The sequence below is a fragment of the Thermostichus lividus PCC 6715 genome (assembly GCF_002754935.1).
Classification (GTDB): Bacteria; Cyanobacteriota; Cyanobacteriia; order Thermosynechococcales; family Thermosynechococcaceae; genus Thermosynechococcus; species Thermosynechococcus lividus.
In genome coordinates this window covers 2,325,068-2,345,912 of record NZ_CP018092.1, presented here as the reverse complement: position 1 = coordinate 2,345,912, position 20,845 = coordinate 2,325,068, and the positions used below count along the sequence as shown (strand labels likewise).

At 54.2% G+C, this 20,845-nt stretch carries 16 protein-coding genes and 2 pseudogenes; 7 read left to right on the top strand and 11 right to left on the bottom strand.

Annotated elements, in window-relative coordinates:
* Positions 1 to 48: 48 nt before the first annotated feature.
* From BRW62_RS11390 to BRW62_RS11380, 3 genes are read left to right on the top strand one after another with little or no spacing between them, the layout of a single operon-like run.
* Complete coding sequence (locus BRW62_RS11390; RefSeq protein ID WP_099799521.1) at positions 49 to 1,776, top strand: succinate dehydrogenase/fumarate reductase flavoprotein subunit; 1,728 nt, start codon at positions 49 to 51, stop codon at positions 1,774 to 1,776.
* A gap of 17 nt (positions 1,777 to 1,793) precedes the next feature.
* Positions 1,794 to 2,867 (top strand): potassium channel family protein, encoded by a 1,074-nt coding sequence (locus tag BRW62_RS11385; protein WP_099799520.1) that lies wholly within the window; start codon positions 1,794 to 1,796, stop codon positions 2,865 to 2,867.
* Positions 2,868 to 2,869: 2 nt separating this feature from the next.
* On the top strand, positions 2,870 to 3,631 hold the full coding sequence (locus BRW62_RS11380; protein ID WP_099799519.1) for a potassium channel family protein: 762 nt from the start codon (positions 2,870 to 2,872) through the stop codon (positions 3,629 to 3,631).
* Here the strand turns inward: BRW62_RS11380 and BRW62_RS11375 are convergent.
* From BRW62_RS11375 to BRW62_RS11365, 3 genes are all read right to left on the bottom strand, one after another.
* The gene (locus BRW62_RS11375) at positions 3,628 to 4,452 is read right to left on the bottom strand and encodes a carbohydrate ABC transporter permease (protein WP_099799518.1); all 825 of its coding nucleotides are present in this window, start codon (positions 4,450 to 4,452) and stop codon (positions 3,628 to 3,630) included. The genes BRW62_RS11380 and BRW62_RS11375 overlap by 4 nt on opposite strands.
* Before the next feature lie 434 nt (positions 4,453 to 4,886).
* The gene (locus BRW62_RS11370; protein ID WP_376787947.1) at positions 4,887 to 5,669 is read right to left on the bottom strand and encodes a prepilin peptidase; all 783 of its coding nucleotides are present in this window, start codon (positions 5,667 to 5,669) and stop codon (positions 4,887 to 4,889) included.
* A 38-nt stretch (positions 5,670 to 5,707) separates the two neighbouring features.
* The gene (locus tag BRW62_RS11365) at positions 5,708 to 5,935 is read right to left on the bottom strand and encodes a hypothetical protein (protein WP_227517397.1); all 228 of its coding nucleotides are present in this window, start codon (positions 5,933 to 5,935) and stop codon (positions 5,708 to 5,710) included.
* 227 nt (positions 5,936 to 6,162) lie between these two features.
* Between BRW62_RS11365 and BRW62_RS11360 the strand changes: the two genes are divergently transcribed.
* Together BRW62_RS11360 and BRW62_RS11355 are read left to right on the top strand one after the other, a co-directional pair.
* A complete protein-coding gene (locus BRW62_RS11360) occupies positions 6,163 to 6,702 on the top strand; it encodes a (2Fe-2S) ferredoxin domain-containing protein (protein WP_099799515.1) in 540 nt (179 codons plus the stop codon).
* A 160-nt stretch (positions 6,703 to 6,862) separates the two neighbouring features.
* Positions 6,863 to 7,351, top strand: a complete 489-nt coding sequence (locus tag BRW62_RS11355) for a DM13 domain-containing protein (RefSeq protein WP_227517396.1) — start codon at positions 6,863 to 6,865, stop codon at positions 7,349 to 7,351.
* A gap of 375 nt (positions 7,352 to 7,726) precedes the next feature.
* Here BRW62_RS11355 and BRW62_RS11345 read toward each other — a convergent pair whose 3' ends face one another.
* The gene (locus BRW62_RS11345) at positions 7,727 to 8,191 is read right to left on the bottom strand and encodes a GNAT family N-acetyltransferase (RefSeq protein ID WP_099799514.1); all 465 of its coding nucleotides are present in this window, start codon (positions 8,189 to 8,191) and stop codon (positions 7,727 to 7,729) included.
* Positions 8,192 to 8,366: 175 nt separating this feature from the next.
* On the opposite strand from BRW62_RS11345, the gene BRW62_RS11340 reads away from it, so the two are divergent.
* A complete protein-coding gene (locus tag BRW62_RS11340) occupies positions 8,367 to 9,281 on the top strand; it encodes a LysR family transcriptional regulator (protein ID WP_099799513.1) in 915 nt (304 codons plus the stop codon).
* Positions 9,262 to 10,311 (top strand): anthranilate phosphoribosyltransferase family protein, encoded by a 1,050-nt coding sequence (locus tag BRW62_RS11335; protein ID WP_099799512.1) that lies wholly within the window; start codon positions 9,262 to 9,264, stop codon positions 10,309 to 10,311. The genes BRW62_RS11340 and BRW62_RS11335 overlap by 20 nt, the downstream gene beginning before the upstream one ends.
* Before the next feature lie 577 nt (positions 10,312 to 10,888).
* Here the strand turns inward: BRW62_RS11335 and BRW62_RS14170 are convergent.
* From BRW62_RS14170 to BRW62_RS11315, 7 genes and pseudogenes are all read right to left on the bottom strand, one after another.
* Positions 10,889 to 11,782: a hypothetical protein gene (locus tag BRW62_RS14170; protein ID WP_227517395.1), complete on the bottom strand. Its 894-nt coding sequence runs from the start codon at positions 11,780 to 11,782 to the stop codon at positions 10,889 to 10,891.
* Positions 11,749 to 12,255 carry a hypothetical protein gene (locus BRW62_RS14165; protein WP_227517394.1) on the bottom strand — a complete coding sequence of 169 codons (507 nt, stop codon included), beginning with the start codon at positions 12,253 to 12,255 and terminating at the stop codon, positions 11,749 to 11,751. The genes BRW62_RS14170 and BRW62_RS14165 overlap by 34 nt, the downstream gene beginning before the upstream one ends.
* On the bottom strand, positions 12,252 to 12,725 hold the full coding sequence (locus BRW62_RS14910; RefSeq protein ID WP_338064283.1) for a helicase-related protein: 474 nt from the start codon (positions 12,723 to 12,725) through the stop codon (positions 12,252 to 12,254). Before BRW62_RS14910 ends, BRW62_RS14165 begins: the two co-directional genes overlap by 4 nt.
* A gap of 372 nt (positions 12,726 to 13,097) precedes the next feature.
* A pseudogene (locus tag BRW62_RS14905) lies at positions 13,098 to 13,558 on the bottom strand (DEAD/DEAH box helicase); the annotation flags it as partial.
* Positions 13,559 to 13,575: 17 nt separating this feature from the next.
* Positions 13,576 to 15,485: pseudogene (locus tag BRW62_RS15465) on the bottom strand (hybrid sensor histidine kinase/response regulator); the annotation flags it as partial.
* 442 nt (positions 15,486 to 15,927) lie between these two features.
* Positions 15,928 to 17,526 carry an Hpt domain-containing protein gene (locus BRW62_RS11320; protein ID WP_099799511.1) on the bottom strand — a complete coding sequence of 533 codons (1,599 nt, stop codon included), beginning with the start codon at positions 17,524 to 17,526 and terminating at the stop codon, positions 15,928 to 15,930.
* 17 nt (positions 17,527 to 17,543) lie between these two features.
* Positions 17,544 to 20,750: a methyl-accepting chemotaxis protein gene (locus BRW62_RS11315; protein WP_099799510.1), complete on the bottom strand. Its 3,207-nt coding sequence runs from the start codon at positions 20,748 to 20,750 to the stop codon at positions 17,544 to 17,546.
* Positions 20,751 to 20,845: the final 95 nt, after the last annotated feature.

Genomic DNA, 20,845 nt, shown 5'->3' with positions numbered 1-20,845 from the left:
AAACCAACCTAGTATAGATAGAGATAAGCTGCCTTGAAGGAACTGGGGATGCAAGACTTTGCGGTAGTTATTGTCGGTGGTGGCCTAGCCGGCTGTCGAGCTGCACTGGAAATCTGCCGCCTTGCCCCACATACACCCATTGCCCTTGTGGCTAAAACCCATCCCATCCGCTCCCACTCCGTTGCTGCCCAAGGCGGAATTGCCGCCACCCTCAAAAACGTCGATGATCAAGACTCTTGGGAGAGCCATGCCTTTGATACCGTCAAAGGATCCGATTTTTTAGCGGATCAAGATGCTGTCGCCATCCTAGCCCAAGATGCCCCCGATGTGGTGATTGACCTAGAACACTTGGGGGTGCTCTTTTCACGGCTGCCGGATGGTCGCATCGCCCAGCGCCCCTTTGGCGGCCACAGCCATCAACGCACCTGCTATGCCGCTGACAAAACTGGCCACGCCATTCTCCACGAGCTGTACTGCAACCTGCTGAAGTATAACGTCACCTTTTTTAGCGAGTGGTATGTGCTGCAGCTCATTGTTGAAGATCAGCAAGCCAAGGGGGTGGTGGCCTACCACATTGAAACAGGTCGGCTTGAGGTGCTGCGCGCCAAGGCTATCCTCTTTGCCACCGGCGGCTATGGGCGAGTCTTTAACACCACCTCCAATGACTTTGCCTCAACGGGGGATGGCCTAGCCATGACCGCACGGGCGGGGCTGCCCCTCGAAGATATGGAATTTGTGCAGTTTCATCCCACCGGCTTGTATCCCGCAGGGGTGCTCATTTCCGAAGCTGTGCGCGGCGAAGGCGCCTACCTGATCAATGCGGCGGGAGAGCGTTTTATGGCGCATTATGCCCCTAGCCGCATGGAGCTTGCCCCCCGGGACATTACCTCCCGTGCCATTGCTACTGAAATCCGCCTAGGCCGCGGCATTCACCCCGATGGCACTGCAGGTGGCCCGTTTGTCTATCTAGACCTGCGCCATATGGGACGAGACACGATCATGAGCCGCATTCCCTTCTGCTGGGAGGAAGCCCACCGCTTAGCAGGGGTTGATGCAGTGGTGGAGCCAATTCCCGTGCGTCCCACCGTGCACTATTCCATGGGGGGAATTCCCGTTACCCTCAGGGGGCAAGTGCGAGCCAATGCTGCCACCACTGTCACCGGATTTTATGCTGCGGGGGAATGTGCCTGCGTCTCGGTGCATGGTGCTAACCGCTTGGGCAGTAACTCCTTACTGGAATGCGTGGTTTATGGGCGGCGTACCGGTGCCGCCATCGCCACGGATTTAGCCCATCTCGCTTGGCCAGACCTCAATCCCCAGCCCTATCGTCAGGCAGCCGAACAACACCTTGAGCAACTGTTTGCTCAGCAAGGAGACTTGCGCATTGCCCACCTCCGGCAGCAGGTGCAAGACTGCATGACCAACTATTGCGGTGTGTTCCGAACAGCAGAATTGATGCAACAAGGCTTGCAAGAATTACAGACATTAAAATCTCGCTATCAGCAGATCCGTTTAGGAGATCACAGCCGGTATTGGAACACCGAACTCCTTGAAGCCCTAGAACTGGCGAACCTGCTGGTGGTTGCCGAGATTATTTTAGCGGGTGCCTTAGCCCGCCAAGAAAGCCGCGGTGCCCACTTCCGCGAGGACTATCCCCAGCGAGATGACACTAACTTTTTGCGCCACACGTTGGCTTTCTATCGCCCGGATGGTGTTGCCATTGATTACTTCCCCGTTACGATGACGCTGTTTGCCCCCCAAGAACGAACCTACTAAGGACGTTAGCTATAGGTATGAGTTCGGAACGCCGCCCCCTGACTCCCGCTCTGAAGCGTGTTGTTGTTGGCATTAGCTTTTTTTTATTGACGATGGCTGTGGCGGTGATTGGGTATATCAGTTTTGGCTGGAACTGGCTGGATGCGTTTTATATGTACGTAATCACCGTTTTTGGGGTGGGCTACGGGGAGGTGTGCCCCCTAATCACGCCAGAGCAGCGCATCTTTAACATGGTTGTGATTGTGGCGGGCAGTGCCTCAGCTATCTATACTGTCGGTGCAATTCTGCAAATGTTTACTGAGGGTGAAATCAAGCGTCTCTTGGATGTGCAGCGGGCGGCGCGGGACATTAGCAAGCTGAATCGCCATGTGATTGTTTGCGGGTTTGGTCGTATTGGTCAGGTGATGGCTCAAGAACTCACCCAGGCCAAAACTCCCTTTGTGATTTTAGATGTGGATGAGCAACGCATTAGTTTGGCAGAGAAGCTGGGCTATTTGGCCTACCTTGGCAGTGCTACGGAAGAAGCGGCCTTGCGGGTGGTGGGAATTGACCGGGCGATCGCCCTTGCTACGGTGCTGCCCAACGATACGATGAATGTGTTTATTACCTTAACGGCACGGCATATTAACGCCGAATTGCTGATTCTCTCGCGGGCCAATCTACCGGCAACGGAGGCAAAGCTACGCATGGCCGGTGCTGATCATGTGGTGCTACCCACTCGCATTGGTGCGACCCAAATGGCTAACCTCATTCGTCGCCCGCGGGGGATTGATTTCCTCGAACAAACCAGCGATCGCCAAGGACTAAACCAACTCTTAAACCAAATTGATGTCCAATTGGCCGAACTAGACATTACCCCCGAGTATCCCTATGTGGGGTGGCGGCTAGCCAGTTTAGAGGTGCGCGGTCAAGGGGAGTTTATTATTATCGGTTTGCGTAAACGGAGCGGCCAGTTGTTTCCGGTACGTGTCAATCCCATCATGGAAGTGGGAGATACCCTAATTTTGCTCGGTCACTCCCATGACACACCTAAACTAGTGCGCGAAGTTAGCTCTCGTGGGCAAGTGCAGTATCGGGGGGCACGGGGTTAACGATGGCACCCCCGGAACTGCGGAATCACGTCATTATTTGTGGTTACGGCTTTCTTGGTCGCAGTTTAGCCGCCGACTTAACCAGTGCTGGGCTGCCGTTTATTGTCATTGATAACCAGCGGGAGCACGTCCGTCTGGCGCAACAGATGGGGCATCCTCTCTACCGTGGCGATGACTTGATGGATGAGAACGAGTTGCTAGCGGTGGGCATTGAACAGGCGCAAACCTTAGTGGCGGTGCTTCCCGATGATGCCAGTAATGTGTTTATTACCCTCACGGCTCGCCGCCTCAACCATAAGCTGCAAATTTTAGCGCGGGGTGACTTACCGGCCACAGAATCAAAACTGCGCTTTGCTGGGGCAGATCACGTGATTTTACCCGCAAGTATTAGTGCTCAACGGATGGTGCAACTCATTACCCGACCCACGGTACTGAATTTTTTAGAGGCCAAGGAGGAGCGCAGTCATCTGATTGAACTGCTGACCCAACTGGATGTGCAAATTGAGCAATTTACCCTGCCCTTGGATTCGCCACTGGTGGGGCTGGCGATCGCCGACCTCGAAGGTCGTGGGCGGGGTCATTTTATTATTATTGCCCTGCGCCGTGCCAACGGGGTGCTGGTTACCCATCCGCCCCTGACCCTTTTGCTAGAGCCTGCCGATACGATTATTGCCCTTGGTCACCTTGCGGAAATTCGACTCTTTTTCCAGCAGAATGCCTACCGCTACCAAATGCGCTATCGGGGGCGGGGGCTACCCTCTTAACCTTTGATACCACTCGCTGCTGCGGAGGGAATGATATACCGTTGTAAAAGAAGAAACACGATGAAAACGGGCACTACTGAAATCACTGAGCCAGCAGCAATTAACCGCCAATCGAGGGAGAAGGTGCCTGCCAAGGTGGCCACGCCAATGGGTAATGTATAAAGCTCCGGCTGATCGAGAACAATCAGCGGCCACAGAAAATCGCTCCAAGCGCCAATAAAGACAAAAATAGCGAGGGTGACCAAGGCTGGGCGGACAGCAGGCAGCATCACAAACCACCACAACCCTAACTCCGAGCAGCCATCGAGCCGTGCTGCTTCTTCCAGTTCTTTGGGAACTCCCATAAAGGCCTGCCGCAGCAGAAAAATACCAAAGGCGGAGGCCAACCCCGGGAGAATAATCCCAAGGTAGGTATTGCGCAGCCCCAACTGCACCGCCAAAATATACAGCGGAATCATGACAATCTGAAACGGGATCATAATAGTGGCCAGCACCGCTGCAAAAATGACCCCCCGACCGCGAAACTGCAACCGCGCTAGAGGATAGGCCGCCAAGGCAGAGGTCAGCAGGTTGCAGGCAACCGTCAAACCAGCAACGAGGGTGCTGTTGAACAGGTACTGCCCAAAGGGATTCGTCTGCCACACCGTGACAAAGTTCTGCCACGTTGGTTCCCTAGGCAGCCATTGGGGAGGGAACGCAAAAATATCTTCATTGGCAGACTTAAAGGCCGTGCTCACAAGCCAGAATAGGGGCAACAGCATCCCAAGGGCTAAAAGTATTAACAGCCCATAGGTCAATCCCAGTCGCAGCCACTGTTTCATCGCTGCGTCCACAAATTAGTAAACATCATCAGTAGGCCGCCAATGACGATGGCGATCGCCAGAGCACCCGCTAACCAATCCAGTGTTGTGGTTTCCATCGCTTGTTCGTTTGAACCTCTCTATTTAGCTTAATCCCCAGAAGGCTCGGCCTTGTACCTGTATATTGACTCTCTGCTGCCCTAAGGGCGATGGCAAGTTCATTGCCATCGCCATGAACTAGCCCACCGCATCGGTAGGAGTTCCGCGACACCAAGTTAAATTAGCCTAAAGATTTGCGGATTTTGCGTCAATTTGCCTATGGCAATTCTGAAACTGTCCCCTACAATAGAAATAGCGGAGACGCACGTTTCCGTTCACTCCTCACACCACACCCCGCCTGGACAGTTATTCGTTCGGGCGGCTTCCTTATGGCAGTGGGGCTTTTGCCTGCTTCTTTAGGGAATGCTGACTCCGGGCAAAAAGGTGTCCACATAAAACTGTATGAGATCAGCCCCAAAGAGGGCGGCAATGATAGCAGCTATGGCTAAAAAAGGACCAAAGGGAATGGGTTGACGGCGTTGAATCCAACCAAGGGCAATTCCCAGCCCCCCGACGCTGCCGCCCAGTAGTGCGGCGATAAAGAAAGTGACCAGTAGCCCTTGCCAGCCCAACCATGCACCGATCATTGCAGCGAGCTTGCCGTCACCTCCCCCCATGACTTCTTGGCCGAAGGCGATCGCCCCTCCCCAGCGAATCAGATCAAAAAGCCAAATGCCTAGCGCTGCGGCGATTATGCCATGACTAATGCTAACCAAGGCAGGCAGCCACCCCCCTGCAAGTAAGCCTTGTATGATCAGACCGGCAACCAGTCCCCACTGGGTGAGGGGATGGGGCAGCATCATTGTATCGAGATCAATGAATGCTAAGGCCAACAGCCAAGCGGTTAGTAGCCACATCTTTAGGGTTTGCCACTGCCAACCGCTGACGGCAAAGATGACCACAAATAGGAGGCCAACAAGCAGCTCAATCGCTGGATAGCGCCATGAAATTGGAGCATGGCAATAGCGACACTGCCCCCGCAACAGCAACCAACCTAGGATCGGTATATTGTCGTAGGCTCGCAGGGATGTCAGACAGGCAGGACAGCGGGAGGGCGGATACAGTAGCGATCGCCCGTTGGGAATCCGGTAAATCACTACATTCAGAAAACTGCCCACGGCAGTCCCCAACAAAAAGATGAGGCTGTAACTACTGAGGGTAAAGAGCGTAAGAGCAGTTATAGGCTGGCCACTTCTGGTAAGTGATGGTAAGGAATAAAGCACTCTTGGGGGAGAAGCACGGGTTGGGAAGTAAAGACAACGTGACCACGGAGGGTTTGCCGATTTACCGCTACGCCCGCAGGGGAGGGACTCACCCCATGCACTTGCTGATAGAGATTATAAATGGATTGGGCGGCAGCTAATAAAGGCGTATCTAGGGTCTCAATGGGCGGCAGAACTTGCATTTGCCCCACTCCTCGGCAATCGAACGATAGATGAAGTATTGTTGCTGGTTTGGAACCATTCATCAGTTCTGTGGAAGCTGACAACCTATGCAAAAGCCATCCAGTGGGTGGGACAGTAATTTGCCTGATCCTTGATCATCCCTGTTTCCTTGAACCCCTTACCAGATGTCTCTGGCTATGTTAGAGTTAACTTAATTGAGAATAACTATTAATAGAGACTGACAAATATGACACTTGCTGTAGCAGTTTCGCCTCAAGTCAGTGTTGAAGGCACGGTGCAAGAGGTGATCTATAAAAAGGCGCTTCCTAAAGTTATTGTCTTGGAAACAGCCGGGCGACTCCTGTGGATTAAGCTGAAAAAGTCATTGCGTCAGGAACTTCATCCCCATCCTAGGGTGGGCGATCGCCTCCGTATCTATGGCGATCGTTGTTGTAAGGGCTCTGATAGAGCGTATTACTGCAAGGCACATCATTTAGAATTTTTAGCAGTTAAGCAGCCGTCAGGGTCTGTTGCCGTACCTCGGTGCAAAGTGCTCATTTGTCAGAAGTCGTCCTGTTGCCGGCGGGGGGCAAAACAACTGTGGCAAGAATTGCAGCAGGAGGCGATCGCTCAAGAGTTACCGATATGTTTAAAAGCTACCGGTTGCCTTGGCGAGTGTAAACGAGGCCCTGCGGTTGTGGTTCTGCCACTGAAAAAACGAGTAACCCATGCTAACGCCGAGCAGATCAAAGCATTGGTGCAGCAGCAGGCAACCTTGAACGGCTAGGGAGAATCAACCAGCATCAGTTCCTTTTGGCACTCCTCAAGAAGTACCTAACAGCTAAGCGACAGACGGTACGGTCAGGGCAGCCTTAGACTCCTCCCCCCTCAGTTCTGGGAGTTTGTCAATAGAATGGCGGTAACCCTTGCTTATTACTGAGGTTATTGTGTTACTCAAACGGTTTCTACTACTGGGGGTTCCCCTAGCTCTAACAGCAGCTTGCACGTCCCATCCTGCTGCGGAGGTGAGGGCAGACTCAGCACCTACTACACCTCTAGAGGCTGGGTCTGACGCAGCATCCGTCACCATTAAGTCGGGTAATTTTATGTCTGGCGAGCATCCGACCTCTGGGATAGCCAAAATTTTTAACAACTCTGGTCAGTTAGTCCTAGAACTCGACCAAAGCTTTGAAACCTCTCCTATGGGGCCTGATCTAGTAGTTGTCCTGCACCGTTCTGAGAACGTTCTGGGTTCAACAACTCCCCCAGCGTTCCCGCTGCGAGAAGGAGATTATGTCATTTTGGCAGAGCTGCAATCGTTTAGTGGGGATCAACGGTATGACATTCCAGCCACTGTCAACTTAGATGAGTACCGCTCAGTCGCCATTTGGTGTCGGCGATTTAATGCGACCTTTGGGGCTGCGGCACTTCAGTAGCAGCTATCACTGGCCTCAGAAAGCATGTAGGTTTTGGCTCAGCCCTGTTTCCTTGGCGAAAAACCGAGGGTATAGAACATTAATTGTGGACTTGATCGATGGCCGAAGTTTAAGTGTCCCCTGATGTTGGTATCCCCGTTTGCTGCACGCCTCTGAGGAGGAACGGCAAAACTGGCAACTCTTAGGGGATGGTTACGCGATTGAGTGAGCCGATGTGGACGAAGGGCAGGTACAGCTTATTGAGCCAATATAGGACATCGAGCACCGAGGAATAGGAACAGCAGGCTATGCTGACGTATTCTCTAGGTTTAAGGTAAAGGAGCGTGGTGGCCTATTTCATAGCTGACGTTGATTCTGTTTGCCTTAAAGCCTATCTTAGGTGCCAATCTCCTCCCTCAGTTGCCATTCCCAAACCGTACCATCTTCAGGGTGTTTAAGAGTTTCAACGTGTTGGAATCCAAGCTTCTCAAGCACTCTATGGGAGGCATTACGCTCCGGAAGTGTCTGTGCCGAGACCACAATAGATGGCCTATGATGGCGCGCAATTGCTACGAGCGCGGCAGCCATCTCGGAAGCAACGCCCCGGTTCTCAAAGTCCGGAAATGTGAAATAGGCAATTTCAATGCATCCATCGTGAGGGGGTGATTTGAAGCCACATGTGCCAACCGGTATCCCGTTTGCTAACGCAAGATAGCCGATCCACGGCTCTTCGAATCCGACCATCGTATAGAGATCAGCAGTTGCCCGGAATACTTCCTGCGTCACTTCAGGCAGGAAGCCTGTATAGCCACGTGGGGAACCGTTACGCTCAATTGGAATGAGAGACAATTTCATTTTCATTGTCTTGGGTACCTAACGGATTAAATCAGCAGTTGCTGGACTTCTCCCAATGGTAGGGAAACATTCTGCCTAATCGTATCAAGGAACACCCTTTGTCATACGAAAATTGCATACAGTAAAAGCTCACGATTAGCCTAAATAAGGCTCATCCTTTAAGGAGAACACGATAGCAACTATGCGACTCGATCAGTTGCAGTCTTTTTTGGCGGTTGCTGAAACCGGTAGCTTTCAGGCTGCGGCTCAGCGGTGTGGGGTCAGCCAACCCACCATTAGTCGGCAAATTCAAGCCCTAGAAGATAACTTAGGCATTCAGCTTCTCCATCGGTCTAGCCGAGCCAAGTTGACGGTGGCGGGGGATCTGTTTCTTCGGCGTGCCTACAGGATTTGGCAGGAGTGGCAGGCAGCCAGTGCTGAACTGAAGGCGATGCAGCACGGTCAGCAACATGAACTGTGTATTGCGGCTATTCACTCTATCTGTCGCCACTTTTTACCTACCTTGTTGCCAAGGTTTCATCAGAGCTTTCCGCAGATGCAATTGCGGGTGACTGCCCTAGGGAGCGATCGCGCCGTCAAGGTATTTCAGGATGGCTTGGTAGATTTGATCATTGTGATGGGCGATCGCTATCTCTTTAAGCAGTCGGAATGGGTGATTGAACCTCTCTATAGTGAACCTGTCCAGATCCTCATGGCGGCGCAGCATCCCCTCGCCTGTCACCCTACACTGACTTGGGAGGCCTTAGCCCAGTATCCCCATGTGGTCTTTAAGGATGGGTATGGGATGCGCCGCTTAGTGGCAGAGGAGTTTGCCCGCCGCAATCTCCCTTGGCAACCAGCCCTAGAGCTAAATACCCCCGATGCCTTTATTGCTGTCATTCGCGAAAGTGACATGTTGGCACTATTGCCCCGATCGGCGCTAAAAGATGCCTTGGATGATGATACCTTGGTGATTCGTCACCTTGATGCTAAAGTGGCACCGCCCGACCGTCAAGTTTTGGCCATTACCACGCGCGATCGCCTGAATTTGCCTCCCATGGCTCAGTTGTTAACCCTTATTCGCCAACAGGCTTCCCATGAGTCTTGTTTTTCGTAATCTACTGAAGAAAGTAGGCAGTGGTGCCCATACCCACCAAGATTTGACCCGCGCTGAGGCGGCCATGGCGCTGAAACTGATGCTCGAGCAAACAGCAACCCCAGCGCAGATTGGTGCTTTTCTAATTGCCCATCGCATTAAGCGCCCCACCGCTGCCGAAATGGCCGGGATGCTAGATACCTACCAAGAGTTAGGCCCCAAGGTGGCTGCTATTGAGAGTGCCTCACCAGTGATGATCCTGAGCCAGCCCTACGATGGGCGCGATCGCACCTTTCCCTTGAGTCCCTTAACCGCTCTTGTCTTAGCGAGTGCTGGCATTCCGGTGCTACAGCATGGAGGCGATCGTATGCCTACCAAGGAAGGCGTTCCCCTGATTGATCTTTGGCGCGCCCTAGGAGTGGACTGGTCACGGGTGCCCCTTGAGCAGGTGTCAATCTGTTTGGCAAAAGCCCATCTGGGGTTTGTTTACTTACCGCGTCACTTCCCTGCGGCTCAGGGACTTGTGCCCTACCGCGAGCAAATTGGCAAACGCCCACCCATTGCCACCCTTGAGTTAATCTGGAATCCTTACCAAGGGGCAAGCCATCTGGTGGCTGGCTTTGTCCATCCCCCCACCGAAACTATCATCCGCGATGCCCTATATCTCCACGGGGTTCAAGAATTTACGACCGTTAAAGGGCTGGAGGGAAGTTGTGACTTACCCCGGGAGCGCACCGCGATTATTGGCTTAGGACGGCACCAGCCCGAGCCGTGGCAGCGATTACGCCTCCATCCCCAAGACTACGGAATGAATAGCAGCAATATACCTTGGACGACTCTCAGCGAGGCAGGTGAGGCCATGCAGCAGGTATTAACAGGTGAGCCACACCCCTTAACTGCTTCAGTCCTTTGGAATAGCGGGTTTTATCTGTGGCAAGGGGGAAAGGCAGCAACCTTAACAGAGGGGATGGCGCTCAGCCAAGACCTGCTGTGTAGTGGTACCGTTCGCCAGCACTGTCAACGACTGCAAGCTGTCGTAGAACAACTTTGATGTTGCTGTTCAGAAGAGAACATCGTCTGTCACAGGTGATGAGACGTTGACTTCTCCCCTCCTTGAAAGAGAGGGGATTCCCAAAGGATGCTACGCAACGGGCTGAAGCCACATTGCTTCGCTTTTCCCTTGAGCTGTCACCCACAACTTAATGCGGGTGGGAGCAGTCAAAGACCCCCTACTCACCTCAAGCATTCCTGCTATTGGGACTACGTTTATGTTTCGGTTTGTGGTTTCGCGCTTTTCAACACTAGCCAATTCGATACGCTCAACATCCTGCCATTGCTTGCAGTGGTTTAGGCTTGCCGCCAAAGCGGTAGTGACTTACTTGCCGGGATTTCTCCGTACTAGGATGTTTCTTCGCGTAGTTGATACGCCTACTTTCCACGTCTCTAGTTTAACACATAGAGAGGGCTAAAGCCCCCTGAGTTGGCTGTATCCCCTCGCTAAAGCGGAGGGGTTTTAGCCCGCCCACATCACTCCTATAAGCACTTACACCGATCTCGCCCCTCGTCAGCCAAGCAAGCCAGCGTCTCTTCAGGATTTCTAGGCCTGCCCTTTAGGAATGAGGCGGGATTCAGGTCAGGGTGGCAGCCTCTAATTCAACGCCTTCTAGCAGATCATTCACGGGGAAGCGATCCAGCAGGTAACGAGCCTGTTGGGCGCTTTGGCGAAGCTGTGGGCTAGTGTGGGGGGCGTGGGGAATCTGGGAGAGAAAATCTAAGGTTCGCCGCAGTAGGCGGACAATATCGCCTGCGTCAAGGTTGGTTTGGGCACAGAGTTCGTTCCAGGGTGTTCCCAGTGCCCAGTGTTCCACCAAGCCAATTAAGTCCCACTCGTACCAGAGGGGGAAGATAATGTGTCGCCGCCGCTGAATTTGAAACAGCCGCCGTCGTATGGGGCTAAGGGCGGCTAAGCGCTCCTCCACCTCGCTAGCGATGGGATAATTACACCAACTATCAGAACGCGGTGTTTCTGTGACTAGGGCGGCTACGGCTGCCGCAAGAAGATGGGGGGGCAAATCCTCCAGTTCACCGGAGGCTAAGGCAAGAGCTAGCCAGAGTTCGTTTTCCCCCCGTAGGGCAGCAGCCATTTCGCCGAGGGGGGTGGGGGTTAATTCGTTGAGACCGCCAAAGTCTTGCAAGGCGCCCACTAGGGCGAGGAACTGATCCCAATGGCGTTGGGCTTGCAAATTGAGTTTTTGCTGGCGATCGCTCAGTTCTGTCAGGAGGCGTTCTTCGCGACGCACCAGACGTAACAGGCTGTTTACATTCTGGGGAAAACTGGCTTGCAGTTGATGCAGTTTGGCCTGTAAATCTGCGATTTTGGCCGCTTGGGCAGCCACCTGGGGTGCAGGCAGCACGGGGGGCAACTCGGGAACAGTCGTTAGCCACTGTTCGGTGTTAGGGGCTGGGCAGCTATGGCCGAGGCGCAGCGTTAAGGTTTCTGGCAATGGCGGCAGGGTGGACAAGGGGGGGCGATCGGGTAGATCCCTAAAATATGCTCAACGGCAACCACATAAAAGCGACCATCGGCGGCAAGGCATACCCAGTGCGGCAACTGACCAGACCCCGCCACTTGATGGCATAGCACGGCGGGTAGGGGGGGCTGCTCCGCTACGGTGGGTTTGAGGTGCACCCAAGTTCCTAAGGGAACGGCCATCAGCAGGGGCAGCAGTTCGTAGCTGCGTTCCTGCTCTGCCTGCTGCTGAAAAATTTTTAGGAGGCGCTGGTCTTGGTGGAGCCGCTCCCGTAGTTTTTGATAGGTGGCCAGTTGGCTGCGATCGATGGTTACAAGTCGCTGCTGAATGGTCTTTAGTTCGGCCTCTAGGGTGGCGATCGCCTGCCGCTGCGGCGTGAGGTGCAACGTCGCTAGGTACTGGCCAAAACTGCGCTCCACCAGTTCTTTGGCTTCTGCAAGGGTATGGCGCTGGAGTAGGTTCAAGACCATCCCATAGCTAGGGTAAACTGGCTAATCAGTGGATCCGGGGCGGCAGTGGCCAAAAATGCGGCTTCGTTGGCCCCTTCAAAGGGGGTTTGCAAGGTCACCACGTGGCCAATGGTATCCATCCCACGCCGTCCGGCTCGTCCAGCCATCTGCAAAAATTCCGAGGCCGTCAGGAGGCGATGGCCACTGTCGGTCCGCTTCGATAGGGTGGAAATGATGGTGGTGCGTGCTGGCATGTTGATCCCCGCCGCTAGGGTTTCTGTGGCAAAGACCAATTTAATCAGTCCCTCCTGAAAGAGGGTTTCCACAAAGGTTTTCACTACGGGCAGTACGCCTGCATGGTGTGCGGCAATACCTTGGTACAGCGGTGCAATGATTTCAGGGGTTACAATTTCTTGGTGCTGCGCCAAAAACTGATCGACTCGTGCTGCCAAGGTTGCCTTTTCTGACTCGGTGAGCAAATTCATCCCTTGGACGTCTTGCACGGCTTGATCGCAGCCCCGGCGACTGAAAATAAAGTAAATGGCTGGCAGCATGTCGCGCTGTTGCAGTTGGCTGACGACATAGCGGATACTCAGGAACTCTCGCTTGCCCCCGCGCCGCCGCGTCTCGCTGTGACCGTGCAGCTTGGGGTTCAGGCGCTTGCGCTGACCATCGAGAAGCGGTACCAACCCCTTGCCATTGCAAAAGTAAAAGTGCAGCGGAATCGGTCGCCAGTCAGAGTAGATCAGCTCCGCCTCGCCATGCACTGTTTTAATCCAGTCAGTGAGTTGGGCACCGTTGGCAATGGTGGCGGAGAGGGCGACGAGTTGAATTTCTGGCGGGCAGTAAATGATGGATTCCTCCCAAACGGTGCCCCGCTGGCGATCGTTCATGTAGTGGCACTCATCCAGCACGACCACTTCTACCCCCGCAAGGGAAGTACCTACTTCACCAATGGAGGTGCCGTAGAGCATGTTGCGGAAAATTTCCGTGGTCATCACCAAAATAGGCGCATCGCGATTAATGGAGACATCGCCCGTGAGCAACCCCACCTGCTCGCTGCCAAACTGCTGCTGAAAGTCCCGTAACTTTTGGTTAGAGAGGGCTTTGAGGGGGTGGTGTAAAACACCCGCTGCTGTCGGCTCAGGGCACGGTGAATCGCGTACTCCCCAATGAGGGTTTTACCCGATCCTGTGGGGGCACACACCACCACCGATCGCCCCGCCTCTAGGGCAGCGATGGCCGCTTCCTGAAAGGCATCCAAGGAAAACGGCAGTTGGGCAAGGAAGTCGGCTAGGGCTGGCGATCGCTCGCTCATGGGGTTGGGGTTGGCTCCTGCACAAGAACTTCACCTTGCAGTAACCGTGCTGCGGCATCCAGCAACTGCTCTTCAAGGTAGGGCTTGGTGAAATAGCCCTTGGCTCCCAGTTGCGCTGCCATCTTGCGGTGACGATCCGCCCCCCGGGAGGTGAGCATGGCAATGGGCAGTTGACTAAGCTTGGGATCTTTTTGAATCCGCGACAACAGCTCTAGGCCGTCCATCCGCGGCATCTCAATGTCACAGAAGACCAGATCGCAGGGCAGACCGGAGCGCAGTTTTTCCCACGCATCTTGGCCATCACGAGCTTGCTCCACCCGATAGCCCGCACGGGTAAAGGTCATGGATAGCAGTTCCCGTACCGTAATGGAGTCGTCAATAATCAACACCAAGGGTTCAGCGGCCACTTCGGTTGGCTCTAGCACGCCAATGGTGCGATCGTGACCAAAGGAACTGCGCCATTCACGATCCATGCGCTCTAAGGATAGGTCAATAATTTCCAGAATGTCGGCGATCGCCATCGCGCGGCCATCCCCCTGTACAGTCACCCCAGCAATGCCAACGGGTTTGGGCACAGGCCCCGACAACTGCTTGATCACAATTTCCTGTTCCCCAATCACCTGATCGACTTTGATCGCCACCAGATCATCACCGCTGCGGAGCACCACCACAGAGACCATGCCATCATCTTGGTTGCTGCCGCCATAGACGTTACTGCGGCTAATGTTTCGGCTGTAGGTGAGTAAATCACTCAGGTTGCGCAGGGGAAGTTGGCGATCGTGCCACGGCAACACCTGCTTGCCCTCCTCAAGGGTGTGGATGCGCTCCTGGGGAATATCCAGCATATCCTCGACCCATCGATCGGAAAGGCAATGCGGCAGTGGTTGTCAATGCAGCAGAGCGCCTTGGTAATACTTAGGGTCAGGGGCAAGCGAATGGTAAAGGTCGTGCCCTTGCCCACCGTTGAATCGGTATTAATGGTGCCGCGAATATCCTCTAGGTTTTTGCGCACCACGTCCATGCCGACCCCTCGACCCGCAAGGGAGTCGGCTTGGTCTTGGGTACTAAATCCTGACCGGAATAAAAAGGCATAGACCTCTTGCCGAGATAAATTGGGGGCATCCGCAGGGTTGAGCAACCCTTTCTCAATAGCTTTCTGTTTAACCCGAGCCGGATCAATGCCGCTGCCATCATCGCTAACGGAAATAATGGCCTGACTGCCTTGGTAAAAGGCACGGACACGAATCAGTCCTTTTTCTGGTTTACCCAATTGTTTGCGAACCTCTGGCAGCTCAATGCCGTGATAGATGGCATTGTTAATAAGGTGGGTCATCGGGTCAAAAAGTTTTTCAAGAATCCCCTTATCAATGAGGGTGTCTTCGCCTTCCACCTTCAGTTCCACCTGTTTGCCAATGGTGCTAGCGACGCGCCGCACGGCCGCGGGCAAGCGGGAAGACATTTCACGGAAGGGCACCATTCGCGAGCGACTTAGCCCTTCTTGGACTTGGGTGGTCACTTGGCGAAACTGCCGTGCCACTTGCTCCACTTCGTCCACAACGTACTGGATATCGTCTGCGGCCTCCCGTACCCGCACAATCCGCTCAATGACTTCTTGAGATAGGGTGTGGAAGCCAGTAAAGCGATCCATTTCTAGGGCATCAAACTCAACCCCGGTCGCGTGGGCGCGATCCTTTTGGCCATGACCATTCGTCACTCGCGCTGTTGTAATGCCCAACAGAGAACTTTCAAGGAGCGATCGCTCGTAGAGGTCCTGCATCTGTTGGCTGACATCCCCTAACTGCTGCACCTGATAGAGCAAGTTATCTAAAAATTGCCGGAGTCGCTCTTGGCTATCTTCGAGGCTGTTACGATTGACCACCAACTCCCCAACCAAGTTACTTAAGCTATCGAGATGGCGCACGGGAACTCGCATGGTTTGCTCCACAAGGCTGCCCCCTTGGCTGCTTCCCGTCGTCGTGGGGCGGTAGGTTTGGTCGGCGTACCGATAATACCTTCTAACTCTGCAAAGTCACTATCGGTGGCTGGACTGGCAGAACTCGGCGCCACCTCTGGAGCGCTAGGAGCACCGAGCATCTGTTCGAGATCCTCAAACACAGGGGCAGCAGCAGTAGCAGCAGATTCATCAACAAGTAACTGTTCCGGATCAGCAACAGCACTTGCCTCATGCGGTGTGGTCTGAAGGCTCTCGTTAATTAAGTTTTCTAAGTCTTCAAGGGCATCTAGGGAGTGACTGGTATCCGCCTCTGGCTGCTCTGACGTATCTGGCGTATCTGGAATTAAGGCTTCAGGGGGATTTACGGGTGCAGTGGTATCTGTTGGAATCTCTGGGGCAGCAGGTGTCTCAGCCTCTAACCATAGATCCTCAAGGGGGGAGAGGCGACAAATTCCGCCAACACATCTGCCGCCGTATTTTCAACCACAAGGTTATCGAGGGCATCCGTCAGGCCCGGAACATCTCCTAAAAAGGCAGCGACATCAGAGAATGTATCGGCAGACAGGGGCTCACTCTCTGGCAATTCGAGATCGGCGAGAGGCGCCTCGGTACGCACCCCTTCATCCGCTGCCAGAGCATCGGCAATGGCAGCATCCGCTGGATAACTCACTGCGGTGTCACTGAACCCCTCTAAGAAGGAAGCGATATCGACTTCCTCGTGTTCCTCGCTAGGGGAGTCGGCGATCGCCGATGCAGTCTCATCCAGCAGCAGGGCATCAATGTCATCGGTGATAGTATCAGCCGGTTTGTCGTCCAAGAAGTTATCAATATCCGTCAGGAGTTGATCAATGCTCAGGTCTTCAGTACTGGCCTCAGCGGAGTCACTAGTCACCGTCAAGAAGTCGGAAATGTCTTCATCAATAAATTCATCACTCTTTAGACCCGCCAGTTGCTCATCTAGGGTATCATCGCCCCATTGTTCCCCCAAATCCCCAGCTAGGCTAAAGATGTCACTCAGTTCTTCGAGATCGGTCTGGCTATCGTCACCAAATACGGTGACCCCATCAGGCACATCGGTGATGAGATCAGCCTCCTCGACGGCGATCGCCTCGGCCACTGGTGCAACCTCCTCAACAGCAGCCTGCTCTAAGGGCGCAGAGAGATCCTGAATCGGCTCTAGCTCTGCCGCAGGCACAGGAGCGGGCTGAAGATCCAACAAGGCCTGACTAGCAGCAATGACACAACCTTGGCCGCTCAGCACCCGATCCCGCGCCGCCATAATCTCTTTGATCACCACTGGGGCAAGGACAGTGAGCGGTTGGCTATCATTACTAACAACCTGTTGGGCGATCGCCAACAGATCCACCCACTTCGGCAGCGCAAAGGTTTCCCCTAACTGACCCAAATTGGAACATGCCTCCACCAACTGCTGGCGAACCGCCGGTGAATCTGGCTGCTTAAAGAGTTGCAGCATCGCCCGCAGGCGTTCAGGCACATCCGTCTGAAAGACAAAAGTATAGCTAGGATCAACAGGGGGGGGCGGCGGCGTCTCTACAACGCCAGTAGCCACCGGTTCTGCTGGGGTAGCACCACCTTGAGTTAAGGCATTCAGGTGATCGTGAAGTTGCTTAAAAACAGGTTCAACTCTTGACAGGGTTGCGGTTGCCGTTTCCTCAGTCAAACCAAAGGGGCCTTGGAGTTCATCCAGAAGTTCCCGTAGCGCATCCACTCCCTGCAAAAACAGGTTTTCCAGCGTGCTATCTACGGTAATAGGATGCTCCCGCAGTACCTTGAAGTAGTCTTCTAGCTTGTGGGCGGTGTGCTGAATACTGTGCAGCCCCAGCATTGCTGCACCACCCTTGACAGAGTGGGCAGCCCGAAACATTTCACTCATCGCTTCGGGATCGTTTACCACCTGTTGCAGATTCATCAAGCTTTCTTCAATGGTGGTCAGGTGTTCCTGAGCCTCTTCAATGAAATAGCCGAGAATGCGCTTTTGTTGATCGCTTTGCATAGCCCCTCCCGGATTGCTTAGGCTTGGTCTTCAGTATTTTCAACGCGGAACCGTTCCACAGATGTTTGCAGGTTACGAGCCACGATCACCAGTCCCTGTAATGAGTCTGACACGCGCTGCGCTTCCTGGGAGGTAGCTTGGGCGGTCAACTCAATTGACTGCATCACCTGAGCCATGGAGCGGGCAGACTCCGTTTGCTCAACCGTAGAATTAGTAATCGAGCGCACCAGCGCATCAATCTGTGACGACACTTGGATAATGTCCTCAAGAGAGTGTTTGGCTTGCTCTGCCCGCTTCGTCCCCTCAATCACCTGTTGCGTTCCCTCTTCCATAGCGGTCATCACCGCGCCGGTTTCACTTTGAATTTGCAGCACGATCTGTTCGATCTCCTTCGAGGCCTTAGCGGCACGATCTGCCAGTTGTCGCACCTCATCGGCCACCACCGCAAAGCCACGACCCGATTCACCCGCTCGCGCTGCCTCAATACTAGCGTTCAGTGCCAAGAGGTTTGTCCGGTTGGCAATGGAGGAAATCACACCAACAATCTTGGCAATTTCTTGGGAAGACTCGGCTAAGCGTTTGACCTTGCGAGTTGTTTCCGCCACCGTTTCCCGAATTTGCAAAATCCCCGCCACGGTACGCTCCACCGCTTCACCGCCGCGCAGAGCCGTTTCAGAGGCATTACGAGCCACGGCATTGGCTTCTTGGGCGCTTTCGGCAACCCGCTGAATTGCGTTGGTCATCATCTGCACAGAGTTGAGGGTCACTGCCAACTCCTCTGCTTGCCGCAGGGCATCTGCTGAGAGGCTACGGGCAAACGTTTCGCTTTCTGCCGCACCGCGACTCACCTGCTGCGCCGCCACTTTCACCTGTTGCACAATGGTGCGCAGGTTGTGGATGGTCAGGTTAAAGGAGTCTGCGACCGCCCCCAACACATCGGCGGTCACCTCCGCTTGTACCGTCAAGTCGCCACGGGCAGCACCCTCCACATCGTCGAGGAGCCGAATCACTTGCCGTTGCAGATCATCCCGCTGACGTTCGTTCTCTTCAGCCTTTTTCTGGGCATCTGACGTGATTTGCCGAATGCTCTCGGTCATTTGGTTGAAGCTCTGAGCCAAAACCCCTAGCTCGTCATGGCCAGTGACGGGAACCTGTGCAGTCATGTCCCCAGCAATCACGGCATTACACTGGGCTTGCAGGTCAGTACAGAAGCGTTTGACCCGACTGACACTCCGCTGCCCTAAGGCGTAGGCCGCTAAGCCTGCGGTTAAGCCAGCGGCGGTGCCTCCCACGACGGGAACCGGAACTGGGGCACTAAAGCCTAATCCCACGGCACCTGCGGCCAAGGCTGATAATACCCCTGTAGCTACCGCAGAGGTGAGGTTCTGCTGCGTGAAGGATCCCCCAGCGGTTGTCGCAGGCGAAGGGGAGGTGACCGCTGCGGCTGGCACGGATCGCGGTGTAGCCACAGAACGGCTGGGCGGAGGTGCAGTTTGCTGCGCAAAGGTTGAAAGGTCATGGGCACTGTCGTGGCTGCTGCCTTGGCTGGTGGGGGCGGCTGGCTGGTTCGGCTCAAGGCTAAACTCAGCCAAATCCGCTAAGTTGTCTTGGCTGAGGTCAAATTCCTCGGGTAAAACAGCAAAGGTTTCGGTGCCCAAGTCGGTTTGTGGCTCAGGGCTACTGCCGGCAGAATGCATCTGGAGTTTAGGGTTGGCGATCGTCATTTCATCGTCAAAGCCTAACTCGGGGGTGGCAGCGTTATCAGCACCAAAGTCGTCAAGGTCAAAATCCCCAAGGTCAAAATCGGGAATGACCTCTAAGGAGTCGTCCGCAGTGGGCGCTACGCCAGTGAAGGTGTTGGGATCAAAGCTGCTCTGCTGGGAAATGGCAATGGTTTCGTCTCCCATCGCCCCTTCTTCGGAGGGGATGGGCGGCATACTCGCCATAGCAATGGTTTCATCCTCCTCTAACTCAGCCAGTGCGGCTCCTTCTTCTGCCCGAAAGAGGGGATCGGCAGACTCAGCCGTTGGCAACTGCGCCATGGCAATGGTTTGATCGTCGCTAGTGTCAAACAGGGCAGGATCAAAGTCTGTGGTGGGAAGCGGCTCAGCCACCATATCCGCCAAACCAGAATCAATAAAGCCACCAAAGAGGTCATCCTCCTCGTCACTAGGACTGCTGGGAGGGGTAGCCGCAGGCTCTGGAAGTAGATCAACCTCAGGCTCACTGCTCAACAACTCGCTAATGGCGGCGGCAGAGGTTTCCTCTTCTAGGGGTGCGGGAGCAGCCAATTCCTCGGCAAAACTGGGGAAGAGGGCATCGTCTGCTGCGGCGGGTGCAGAGATGTCAGGAGATGGTGATGGCTGGGCGAACGGGTCGCTCAACAGGGGAGTATCCGCAGTTGCAGCGAAATCAAATAACGGATCACTCGCTTCAGCAGCCGGTTCGTTTGCCGCAGGCGCATCGCTGCCAAAGGGGGAGTTACCCATCAGCATTGTCACGTCATCGTCGTCAACGGCTGCGGCTCCCATCGGTTGAACTGACTCCCCTATGGGAATTTCCGGAATATTTTCCCCAAGGCCAAAGTCATCGAGGGTGGCACTAGGTTGGGGCTCTGTTAGCGGTGGTAACCCAAAGGGATCGTCTGTACTGTTGAGGGTGGCATCTTCATCAAAGGGATTAAAGGACGGCATTTCAGCCGTCATTGGGTACTCGCTCTCAATGCCAGAAATACCTAGATCATCGAAGGGACTACTATCCCCCGCGCCGAAATCATTAAAGCTCTCTAGGCTCATCTCTTCAAGGCGGATGTTCTCATCAGCAGGGACATCAGCGGTTGCGCCCTGAAGAGTTGTGTGCTCGCCTTGGAGTATGGTGTGATCCCCTTGGAAGGTTGTCGCGGAGGAATCCTCGCTCCAGTCATGGCCACCATTGGTAGGCTCAACGGTAATAAACTCTTGAATTTTGGCAATACTCTCGTTGGCAAGGGTAATTAGATCGGGATCACTGGTGTGGCTAAGAACTGCTTGGTACTGGGCATGGGCTTCTTTGTACTGTTGTTGGCAGCAGTAAATATGTCCCCGCAGCAGCCGCAAATTGGGGTCGTCCGGTCGGGTGCCCACCAAATCGTCGGTAATCCTTGCGGCTTCGTCGTAGTGACCTTGGACGTAAGCGGCAACGGCTTTTTGATACTCTTGGGTGTGATGGGTGCTGCTGGATGCCATGGGCGTACTCCCAAAATGGACGGTAAGGGGGAAACTGGCGGAATAAGTTATGCTAGATATTTACAAAGTATGCGCCAAACCTCGGCAAAGGTGAT